Origin of the sequence: Saccharothrix carnea (assembly GCF_003014735.1) — a bacterium.
Classification (GTDB): domain Bacteria; phylum Actinomycetota; class Actinomycetes; order Mycobacteriales; family Pseudonocardiaceae; genus Actinosynnema; species Actinosynnema carneum.
The window spans coordinates 23,513-33,661 of the sequence record NZ_PYAX01000031.1; the positions used below are offsets into that span (position 1 = coordinate 23,513).

The following is a 10,149-nucleotide window of genomic DNA, read 5'->3' on the forward strand; positions in this document are numbered from 1 at the left end:
CTCGTTTCCGAGTAGAGTGCCGACATGGCCGCCAGCACCACGCCGGACCGCAGCCGTCGCAGCGAGCGGTCCCGGGTCGCGATCCTGACCGCGACGCGCGACCTCATCGGCGAGGTCGGGTACGCCAAGCTGACGATCGAGGCCATCGCCGCGCGCGCGGGCGTCGGCAAGCAGACGATCTACCGCTGGTGGCCGTCCAAGGGCGCGGTGGTCTTCGACTCGCTGCTCGCGCTGAGCGAACGACCGGACGGCGGCGGCATCGAACTGCCGGACACCGGGGACATCGACGCCGACCTCAAGGCGGTCCTGCGCGCGACCGCGGCCGAGTTCTCCGACCCCGGGTTCGAGGCGCCGATCCGGGCGCTGAACACCGAGATCATCAACGATCCCGAGCTGGCCGCGGTCTACCGGGAGAAGATGGAGCGCCCGATCCGCGAGGCCAAGCTGCGCCGGCTGCGCGGCGCGCGGGAGGCGGGCCAGCTCGCCGCCGACGCCGACCTCGACCTCCTGGCCGACATGCTGTACGCGCCGTTGACCCAACGCTGGCTCCTGCGCTCCGGCCCGTTGGACGACGACTTCGCCGACGCGCTGGTCGACGCCGCACTGCGCGCGTTCCGCCCCTGAGGCGCCACCCGCCCGTGGCGCGACCCACGGTCGAATTCGGGTGCGGCGGCTCCCGTGCTTGTCCTACCCTGGCCGACGTGATGCAGCACTTGTACTTCCTCTGAGGGACGACGCCTCCACCGGTACCGCGGACCGCGCTACCGGCCTTCGTCCTTCCCGCTCATCACCTTCTCGTCGGAGGCATTCCCTTCATGTCGTCCCACCTTTCGCCTGCGCGCGTGCGCGCGGCACACGTCCGCGTGTCCGACGCGCACCTCTCCTTCGGCGGACGGCCCGTGCTCGCCGGGGTCGACCTCGTGGCCGCCGCCGGTGACCGGGTCGCCGTCGTCGGCGAGAACGGTCGCGGCAAGACCACCCTGCTCCGGGTGCTCGCCGGCGACCTGCCCGTCGACCGCGGCGAAGTGCGCCGCGCGGGTTCGCTCGGCATGGCCGACCAGCAGATCCCGCTCGGGCCGTCCGACACCGTCGGCGCCCTGATCGACCTCGAACTGTCCGCCGTGCGTGCCGCGCTGGCCCGCTTGGAGGAGGCCACCGTCGCGCTCACCGATGGCCGTCCCGGCGCGGACGACACCTATGCCGCCGCGCTCGCGGAGGCCGAGGCGCTCGACGCGTGGGACGCCGACCGGCGCGTCGAGGTCTCGCTGGCCGCGCTGAACGCCGGCCACGACCGCACCCGCCCGCTCGGCACCCTGTCGGTCGGGCAGCGGCACCGGGTCCGGTTGGCGTGCCTGCTCGGCGCCGGGCACGCCGTGCTGCTGCTGGACGAGCCGACCAACCACCTCGACGCGGGCGGGCTCGACCACCTGACCGAGCGGCTGCGCGCCCACCCCGGCGTGGTCGTGCTGGTCAGCCACGACCGCGCGCTGCTCGCCGACGTCGCCACCACGGTCGTCGACCTCGACCCGTCCAGCGACGGCCGGCCACGGGTGTACGGCGGCGGCTACCACGCCTACGTCGAAGGACGCCGGGCCGAACGTGCCCGCTGGGAGGCGTCGCACGAGGAACAGGTCGCCGAGCGGCAGCGCCTGGCCGATGACCTGTCCGCGGCCCAGAACCGGCTGCGCGACAACTGGCGGCCCGCCAAGGGGCACGGCAAGCACACGCGGGCCACCCGCGCGCCCGGCCTGGTCCGGGCCGTGCACCGGCGGCAGGAGGACCTGGCCGCGCACGTGGTCGCGGTCCCGCCGCCGCCGACCCGGTTCGCCATGCCGGACCTGCCCGAGCACGGCGGCGCGACCCTGCTGCGTGCCGAGGGCGTGACCGTGGCCACGAGGCTCGCGCGCCCGGTCGACCTGGCACTGGACTCCGGGGACCGGCTGGTGGTCACCGGGCCCAACGGCGCGGGCAAGTCGACGCTGCTGGCCGTGCTGGCGGGCGACCTGGAGCCGAGCACGGGCACGGTCGCCCGCGCCCGGTCCGTGCGCGTCGGTCGGCTGGGTCAGGAGTCCGACCCGTCCGGCCGGCGCACGGCGGTGGAGCTGTACGACGAACAGCTCGCACGGTCGGGCGAGCCGGGGCCGGGCCTGGGCGCGTTGGGCCTGCTCGACGCCTACGACCGGCACCGGCCGGTGGCCGAGCTGTCGGTCGGCGCCCGCAGGCGGCTGGACTTGGCCTTGGTGCTGGCCGCCCGGCCGCACGTGCTGCTGCTGGACGAGCCGACCAACCACCTGTCGGCCGCGCTCGTGGACGAGCTGACCGAAGCGCTCGGCTCCACCCCGGCCGCGGTCGTGATCGCCACCCACGATCGGCAGCTGTTGCGCGACACGGGCTCCTGGCCGCGGCTGGCCTTGGGCCGCGCCGCCGCCTCCTTCTTTCCCGGCAACGAAATCGTCGGCAGAAAAGTTGCCGGACCTGATCGCTCGACGGGGTGAATCCAGCCGCCCCTGGCGGTTGGGTGGTCTCGGCGCGCGGGATCGCGGGGGGTGGCGGCGTTCAGGATCACGGTACCGCAGGCTGCGCGTGAACGGCGCAACCGTCCACTGAGGACGCCTCGGCGGATCGAGGTGGCCGGTGCCGGTCCGGATCGCGGCGGTGTGGCTACGCTGAGGCCGTGGCCCCCGATCTCGTCCTGCTCCCACGGGTGTCGTTCCGCGGCCGGGAGATCGCGGGGCCGCGGCTGCGCGGTCTCGTCGCCCTGCTCGCCGCCGACCTGCGCACCGGCTGCGGCACCGGGCGGTTGGTGGACGGGCTGTGGCCGGACGGGCAACCGGAGAACCCGCCCAAGGCGGTGCAGATCCTCGTCTCGCGGGCTCGGTCGCGGTTCGGCGCCGACGTCATCGCCCGCACACCGACCGGCTACCGGCTGGCGTTGGCCGAGGACCAGGTGGACAGTTCGGCGGTGCTGATCCGGGCCGCGGCCGCCGCCCGGTGCTCCCGGGCGGGCGACCACGCCGCAGCGCTGTCGCACGCCGACGCCGGACTGGCGCTGTGGGGTGACGCCGGTCCGGGCGCGGACGACGACGCCGACGATCCCGTCACGGCGCTGCGGGCGGAACGGCGGGCCACCCACCGCGCGCTGGTGCGGGCACGCGCGCTCGCCCTGGCCCGGCTCGACCGTCCCGCCGAGGCGGTCGACCCGCTCGCCGAGCTGGCCGCCGAACGACCCCGAGACGAGGAGGTGCTGGTCGAACTGCTGCGGTGCGAGGCGGCGACGGTCGGCCCGGCCGCCGCGCTGGCCCGCTACGACGCCTACCGGCGGGCGTTGCGCGACGAACTCGGCACCGATCCCGGCCCGGCGCTGCGGGCCGAGCACCAGCGGCTGCTGCGCGGCGTGGTGCCCGTCGTCCGGCACGGTGTCGCGCACGAGCCCAACCCGTTGCTGGGGCGTGACGACGACATCGCCGCGGTGGAGGCGTTGCTGCGCACGTCCCGCGTGACCTCGATCGTCGGGCCGGGCGGTCTCGGCAAGACCCGGCTCGCCACCGCGGTCGCCCGCCGGGCCGAGGTGCCGACGGTGACCTTCGTGCCGCTCGCGGGCATCGTCGCCGACGACGACGTGGCCCGCGAGGTGGCGATGGCCCTCGGGGTCGGCGAGCACCGGACACCCGGTGCGTCCCGGCCCGGCACCGGCGACCTCGCCGCCGCCGTCGCGGCCCAGCTCGCCACCGGCCCGTCCCTGCTGGTGCTGGACAACTGCGAGCACGTCGTCGGCGGCGCCGCCGAGCTGGTCCGCGCGCTGGTGTCGGCGACCGCCGAGCTGCGAGTCCTCACCACCGGCCGGACACCGCTGGGGCTGTCGTCGGAGTCGGTCCACCAGTTGCCGGAGCTGAGCCTGGCCACGAGCGTCGAGCTGTTCGGGCAGCGGGCGCGGGCGGCGCGGCCCGGTGTCGACCTGCCCGCGGCGGCCGTGGAGGAGCTGTGCCGCCACCTGGACGGGTTGCCGCTCGCGGTCGAGCTGGCCGCCGCCCGGGTGCGGATCATGTCGGTGGCGGAAGTCGCCCGGCGGCTGGACGACCGGTTCGGCCTGCTGCGCGGCGGTTCCCGGGACGCGCCGGAACGCCACCACACGCTGCACGCGGTGGTCGACTGGAGCTGGAACCTGCTCGACCCGGCCGGTCGGGCGGCGATGCGGGCCCTGTCGGTGTTCACCGATGGGTTCACCGCCGACTCCGCGCGTGTGCTGCTGGACGCGCTGCCCGCGCGTGACGTGGACGTGCTCGTGGTGCTGGAGCACCTGGTCGACCACTCGCTGCTCAAGGTCTTCGACACACCGGCGGGTACGCGGCTGCGGATGCTGGAGACGGTCCGGGAGTTCAGCGCCGCGCGGCTGTCGGCGTCGGGGGAGGGCGACGACGTGACGGCCGCGTTCCTCGGGTGGGCGCGGGCTTTCGGCTCGGCCCACCACGAGGGCGTCTTCGACTCCTACGACACGGTCGCCGCGGTCGAGGCGGAGCAGGAGAACCTGCTCCAGGCGCTCCGAACGGCCCTGCACCGCGACGACCGGCCCACGGTCGCGGCGGTCGTCGCGGTGCTCGGCGGCACGTGGACCGTGCAGTCCAACGCGCCGCGGCTCACCGCGCTGATCCGGCAGACCTCGTGGACGTTGTCCCACTACCGGCCGGAACCGGCCCACGTCGAGCCGACCCGCACTGCCCTGACCGTGGCTGTGGGGCACGCGTTCAGCTCCGCCGGGCCGCGGGCGGTGCGTGCCGTCGTCGCGCTGCGCAGGCTCGGCCCGGCGCGGCCGGACACGGTGGTCCGGGCGATCGGTTGGGTGATCGGCGCGCTGGGCGACCCGGTGGAGTTGCGACGGCTGTGCGGCAGCACCGAACCGCTGCTGGCGGGCGGCGCGAACCTGCTCGCCGGCTACCACTGGGAGAGCGTCGGCGACCTCGACGCGGCGCTGGAGGCGACCCGGAAGGCGCTCGCCGTGTTCACCGACCGGGACCTGCCGTGGCTGAGCGCGATCACCCACGGCCGCGCCGCCGAGCTGTGCCTGCACCGGGAACAGGGCGCGCAGGCGCGTGACCACCTGGTCGCGGCGCTGCCGGTGCTCCAACGGCTCGGTGCCCGTGCCGACGCGGCCGGTGTCCGGTCCTGGCTGGTGCTGGCCAACCTGCAACTCGGCGACACCGACGAGGCCGAGCGGTGGCTGGACGGGCTCAGCCGGGTCGTGCTGGACGAGCAGGAGGCCAAGTCGGTCGGCTACGACCTCGGCATCCGGGGCGAGGTGCGGTTCGCCCGCGGCGAGGTGGACGCCGGGCTGCGGCTGTGGCGCCGCGCCGTGGACCGGGTCCGCGACACCGACTCCCTCACGTCCACCGGCGTCCCGCCCGACCTGGACCCGTGGGTGGTGGAGGCACGGTCGGTGGCCGTCGTCGCGCACGCCCGGCACGCCCGGCTCGACCTCGTCGCGGACGTCGCCGGGGCGCTGGTCGGGTCGTTGACGCGGCTGCTGACCGACCCGCCGGTCAACCCGCCGCCGTACCTGGTCGAGCACTCCCTCCGCGGCACCCTGCTGCTGGCCACCGCCACGGCCGACCTCGCCCGCGCCCGGCGGACCGGCGACCGTGCCCTCGCGCGGTCGGCGGCCCGGATGATCGCGCTGGCCGAGCGGTCGGGGTTCCTGCGCAACTTCCAGCCGACCATGTCCGCCGCCTCGGCCAGGGCGGACGCCGTGAACGCCGACCGGGCGGCGTACGACGACGCGGTGTCGTCCTACGCCGCCCTGGACCGGGCCGGGCTCCGCGCGGCGGCACTGGACCTGCTGCGCGAACGCCCGGACCGGCGCTGAGACCGGGCGCCGTCAGCGGGTGCGGTCCCGGTTGTAGAGCCGTTTCGCCCACGCGTACCCGGCCAGCGCGATCACGGCGCACCAGGCGAGCGCGATCACCGCGCTGTCACCGATCGGCGTGCCGAGCAGCAGGCCGCGCAGCGTCTCCATGATCGGCGTGACCGGCTGGTGCTCGGCGAACCACCGCAGCACGGTCGGCATCGAGTCGGTCGGCACGAACCCGCTGCCGAACAGCGGCAGCAGCGTCAGCGGCATCGACAGGTTGCTCGCCGCCGCCACGTTGGTCGTGACCAGGCCCATCGCGACGGCCAGCCACACGAGGGCGAACGTGGTCGCGGTGAGGACACCCGCCGCCGCCAGCCACTCGACCGCGGTCGCGTCGGGCCGGAAGCCGACGAGCACGGCCACCCCGAGCACGGCGGCGAGGCTGAGCAGGGTGTGCAGCACGCTGCCCAGCACGTGCCCGGTCAGGACCGACACCCGCGCGATCGCCATGGTCCGGAACCGGGCGATGATGCCCTGGGTCATGTCCAGCGCCACCGAGATCGCGGTCCCCTGGACGGTGCCCGTGATGGTGACCAGCAGGATGCCGGGCGTGACGTAGTCGACGTAGGCGCCGCGCCCGCCGGACCCGCCGAGGCCGTCGCCGAGCGTGCCGCCGAGCACGTAGACGAACAGCAGCAGGAGCACGATCGGCACGGCGAGCAGCATCAGCGTCACCGACCAGGCGCGGGACATGTGCCGCAACTGGCGGCGCAGCATCGTGGTCGAGTCGCGGACGGCCAGGGTGATCGCGGTCATCGCGCGGTCACCTCCCCCGAGGTCTGGTCGGACGCCTGGCCCGTGACGGCGAAGAACACGTCGTCCAGGTCGGGTGTGCGCAGGGCCAGCCCGTCCACCTCTACCGAGGCGGCGTCGAGGCGGTCGAGCAGGGCCTTGAGCGAGCGGACGCCGCCGTCGCCGGGCACCCTCAGCACCAGTTCGGCGCGGTCCGGCACGACGTCCAGCGCGGCCGCGGCGGCGGTCAGGGCCCGGTCGTCGGCGAACCGCAGCTCCACGTGACCGCCCGGCACCAGCCGCTTCAGCTCGGCCGGGGTGCCCTCGGCGACGAGCCTGCCGCGGTCGAGCAGGGCGATCCGGTCGGCGAGCTGGTCCGCCTCCTCCAGGTACTGCGTGGTGAGGAAGATCGTCACGCCGCCGGCAGCCAGGTCGCGGACGATCCGCCACAGGTCGCGCCTGCTGCGCGGGTCGAGCCCGGTGGTCGGCTCGTCGAGGAAGATCACCCGCGGGTCGCCCATGAGGCCCATGGCGAGGTCGAGCCGCCGCCTCGTGCCACCGGAGTACAGCGCGCCCGGCTTCTTCGCCGCGTCACCGAGGCCGAGCCGCTCGACCAGCTCCGCCGTGCGCCGCCGTCCCTCGGCCTTGCCCAGGTGGTTCAGGTCCGCCATCAGCAGCAGGTTCTCCTCGCCGGTGAGGTAGTCGTCCACCGCGGAGAACTGGCCGGTGACGCCGATCGCCGCGCGGACCCGGTCCGGGGCGCGTGCCACGTCGTGACCGCAGACCCGCACCTGCCCCGCGTCGGCGCGGATCAGGGTGGACAGGATCTGCACCACGGTGGTCTTGCCGGCGCCGTTGGGTCCGAGCAACGAGAAGATCGTGCCTTCGGGCACGTGCAGGTCGATGCCGTCGAGCACCACGTGGCGGCCGTACCACCGGCGCAGCCCGGTCACCGCGATCGCGGGTTCGATGGGGAGGTTCGTCATGCGGTGCACCGTGCCGCCGCACCGGATCACGGCGGTTTCACCGCGGTTTCAGCGCCGCCGGCGTCAGTGCACCCCTCGACCGCACCCGGCGGGCAGCAGCACCGCCCGCGCGGGCAGGGCACCGGGTTCGACGTCGAACAGCCGCACGCAGACCTCCGTCCCGCCGGGATCCACCGGGAGTTCCAAGCGCACGTCGCCGAGCACCGCGTGACCGCCCGCCGCCACCAGGCCGGTCGCCTCGGCGAGCCCGCGCAGGCCGGGCTCGATCACGTCGGGCTCGTAGCGGTGCGGGTCGCCCGGTACGGCGTGCCAGTCGACGGAGTCGGGACGTCCGGCCACGGCTAGGCCCGTTCGGCGAAGTGCCGCAGGATCATCTCGGTCAGCGCGGCGACGTCGGCCTCGACCATCGGCGCGCCGGTCATGCCCATCCGGTGCAGCAGGGTGCCGACGGTGATGTCGACGAACAGCAGGATCCGGTCCTCGGGCTCGCCGAGCGCGTCCTGCAGCGCACGCAGGTATGGCGCCTGCAACCGGGTGGACAGGATCTCGCGCAGGCCCGCGTCGCTGACGGCGTCGACGAAGACGCCCGCGAACGCCGCGCCGACCCCCGGTTGGCCGATCTTCGTCGCGGCCAGGTCGATGGCCGCGGCGAGGTACTCGGCCCGACTGCCCGGCATCGGCGGCAGCGGGCCGAACGTGTCGACCAGGCAGTCCGTGATCAGCGCGCCCTTCGACGGCCAGCGGCGGTAGATCGTCGTCTTCGCGACGCCCGCCGCCGCCGCGATGCGGTCCATCGTCGCGCCCGCGTAGCCCAGCTCGTGGACGGTCTTCAGCGTCGCGGCGAAGACCTCCGCGTCGATGCCGGCCCGAGGGCGGCCGGGCGGTTTGGCGGAGGTGGTCTCCCGGGTCATGGCTCCACGATAACGAGTTGCGCTACCATCGGTATCGCTACCATTGGTAGCGAAACTGTGATGGTCGAGGAGGGGGACATGGACGACGTGGAACGCCCGCCGTTGGGCGTCCGGCTGCTGCGCGCCCTGCGCGGGGAACCGGACTGGTCGGCGATGACGGCCGAGGAGCTGGCCGCCTTCCGCGACGCGGAGAACCGCAAGCGGTCGTCCCGGCTGCTCCGGGTGGTCACCGGGTTCCCGGACGGCGACGCGGAGATCCGGTGGCAGGAGGTGGCGTTGCCCGATCGCGTGCTCCCGGTCCGGGTGTACCGGCCGACGCACCGCAGCGGCGACCTGCCGCTCGTGCTGCACGTGCACGGCGGCGGTTTCGTGGGCACGGCGGCGCAATCCGACTGGGTGAACAGCCACCTCGCCGCACGGCTGCCCGCGCTCGTCGTCTCGGTCGAGCACCGCCTCCTCGCGCCGGACACGACACTGAGCGCGGGCGTGGACGACGGTTGGGACGTGCTGCGGCACGTCGTGCGGCACGCGGCGGACTGGCGCGTCGACCCCACGCGGATCGCGGTGTTCGGCGAGAGCACCGGCGGGTTGATCGTCGCGCTGGCCGCGATCCGCGCCCGGGACGCCGGCCTGCCCGTGCGGGCGCAGGTGCTGGTCAACCCCGTCACCGACCTGACGGAGGAGGCGTTCGACCACGCCTCGATGAAGCGGCACGCGCACAGCCCGACCCTGACCGCCGAGCAGATGCGGCTGTTCCACCGGTTGGCCGTCCCGCCCGGCACGGACCCCCGCGCGCTCTCGCCGCTGCACGCCGACGACCTGAGCGGTGTGGCGCCGGCGCTCGTGGTGGTGCCGACGCTCGACCCGGTCGCCGATCACGGCCGCCGTTACGCCGACCGGCTGCGCGAGTCCGGGACGCCCGCGCGGCTCACCGAGCACCGCGGCGCGCCGCACGGGTTCCTCAGCATGCCGGGCGTGGTGCCGCGGGCCAAGGCCGCGCGGGCGGAGATCGCCGGGTTCCTCCGGGACCACGTCGTCCCGGTGACCGGCGACGTGGTGGCGAAGGAGCACGATGACCGCCACTGACCTCGTGGAGGTGGGGGAGTCCGCGCCGGAGCAGCCTCCACCACCGGGTCCGGCGCGCCTGCTGCGGCCGTTCGTCGGCGGCGCGGTTGGACGAGATGGTCGAACGACTGCCCGGCGGGGGGCACGGGCAAGGGCTCGAAAAGCTTGAAAAGCCTTGAAAAGCGTCCTCGCCGGACGGGCAGATCAGCAGGATGACCCCCAACTACGCCTTCGTCTCTCGTTGGGTGTGGGTCCGGACTCCGTGTCATCCCACCGACCTCCCTCCGGGTTACCACACGTGTCAAGGGCGGCGCGCGGTCCCAGTGAAGTTGTAGGCAGAGGTGGACGCGCCGCCCTTGACACGTGCGGTAAGGCTTCGCCAGGTCGGCGGGATGACACGAAGCCCTCCTTCTAGGGAAGAAGGACGTGCCAGTGGACGGTCCGGGGGTCGCCGGCGGGCGCGGGGTCGGGCGGCGCCGGGGCGTGTGCGGCTGCGATGCACTTCGACTTTCTCAAGGTAGGGGTTCGTGTCATCCCGCCGACCTGGCGTAGC

General features: G+C 74.4%; 8 protein-coding genes. 4 read left to right on the top strand and 4 right to left on the bottom strand.

Annotation, left to right across the window (positions count from 1 at the left end; all coding sequences use genetic code 11):
- Nucleotides 1–24 precede the first annotated feature (24 nt).
- From B0I31_RS39455 to B0I31_RS39465, 3 genes are all read left to right on the top strand, one after another.
- Nucleotides 25–624 (top strand): TetR/AcrR family transcriptional regulator, encoded by a 600-nt coding sequence (locus B0I31_RS39455; RefSeq protein WP_106620498.1) that lies wholly within the window; start codon nt 25–27, stop codon nt 622–624.
- Between the two features lie 191 nt (nt 625–815).
- Nucleotides 816–2,495 (top strand): ABC-F family ATP-binding cassette domain-containing protein, encoded by a 1,680-nt coding sequence (locus B0I31_RS39460; RefSeq protein ID WP_106620499.1) that lies wholly within the window; start codon nt 816–818, stop codon nt 2,493–2,495.
- 179 nt (nt 2,496–2,674) lie between these two features.
- Nucleotides 2,675–5,857 carry an ATP-binding protein gene (locus B0I31_RS39465; protein WP_106620500.1) on the top strand — a complete coding sequence of 1,061 codons (3,183 nt, stop codon included), beginning with the start codon at nt 2,675–2,677 and terminating at the stop codon, nt 5,855–5,857.
- 12 nt (nt 5,858–5,869) lie between these two features.
- Here B0I31_RS39465 and B0I31_RS39470 read toward each other — a convergent pair whose 3' ends face one another.
- The 4 genes from B0I31_RS39470 to B0I31_RS39485 form a co-directional block, all read right to left on the bottom strand.
- Entirely contained in the window at nt 5,870–6,658 is a 789-nt protein-coding gene (locus B0I31_RS39470; protein WP_106620501.1) for an ABC transporter permease, read from the bottom strand.
- The gene (locus B0I31_RS39475; RefSeq protein ID WP_106620505.1) at nt 6,655–7,620 is read right to left on the bottom strand and encodes an ATP-binding cassette domain-containing protein; all 966 of its coding nucleotides are present in this window, start codon (nt 7,618–7,620) and stop codon (nt 6,655–6,657) included. Before B0I31_RS39475 ends, B0I31_RS39470 begins: the two co-directional genes overlap by 4 nt.
- A 63-nt stretch (nt 7,621–7,683) precedes the next feature.
- Nucleotides 7,684–7,959: a hypothetical protein gene (locus B0I31_RS39480; protein WP_106620502.1), complete on the bottom strand. Its 276-nt coding sequence runs from the start codon at nt 7,957–7,959 to the stop codon at nt 7,684–7,686.
- A gap of 2 nt (nt 7,960–7,961) precedes the next feature.
- The gene (locus B0I31_RS39485; RefSeq protein ID WP_106620503.1) at nt 7,962–8,531 is read right to left on the bottom strand and encodes a TetR/AcrR family transcriptional regulator; all 570 of its coding nucleotides are present in this window, start codon (nt 8,529–8,531) and stop codon (nt 7,962–7,964) included.
- A 78-nt stretch (nt 8,532–8,609) separates the two neighbouring features.
- On the opposite strand from B0I31_RS39485, the gene B0I31_RS39490 reads away from it, so the two are divergent.
- The gene (locus B0I31_RS39490; RefSeq protein WP_245950800.1) at nt 8,610–9,617 is read left to right on the top strand and encodes an alpha/beta hydrolase; all 1,008 of its coding nucleotides are present in this window, start codon (nt 8,610–8,612) and stop codon (nt 9,615–9,617) included.
- The last annotated feature ends 532 nt before the right edge of the window (nt 9,618–10,149 follow it).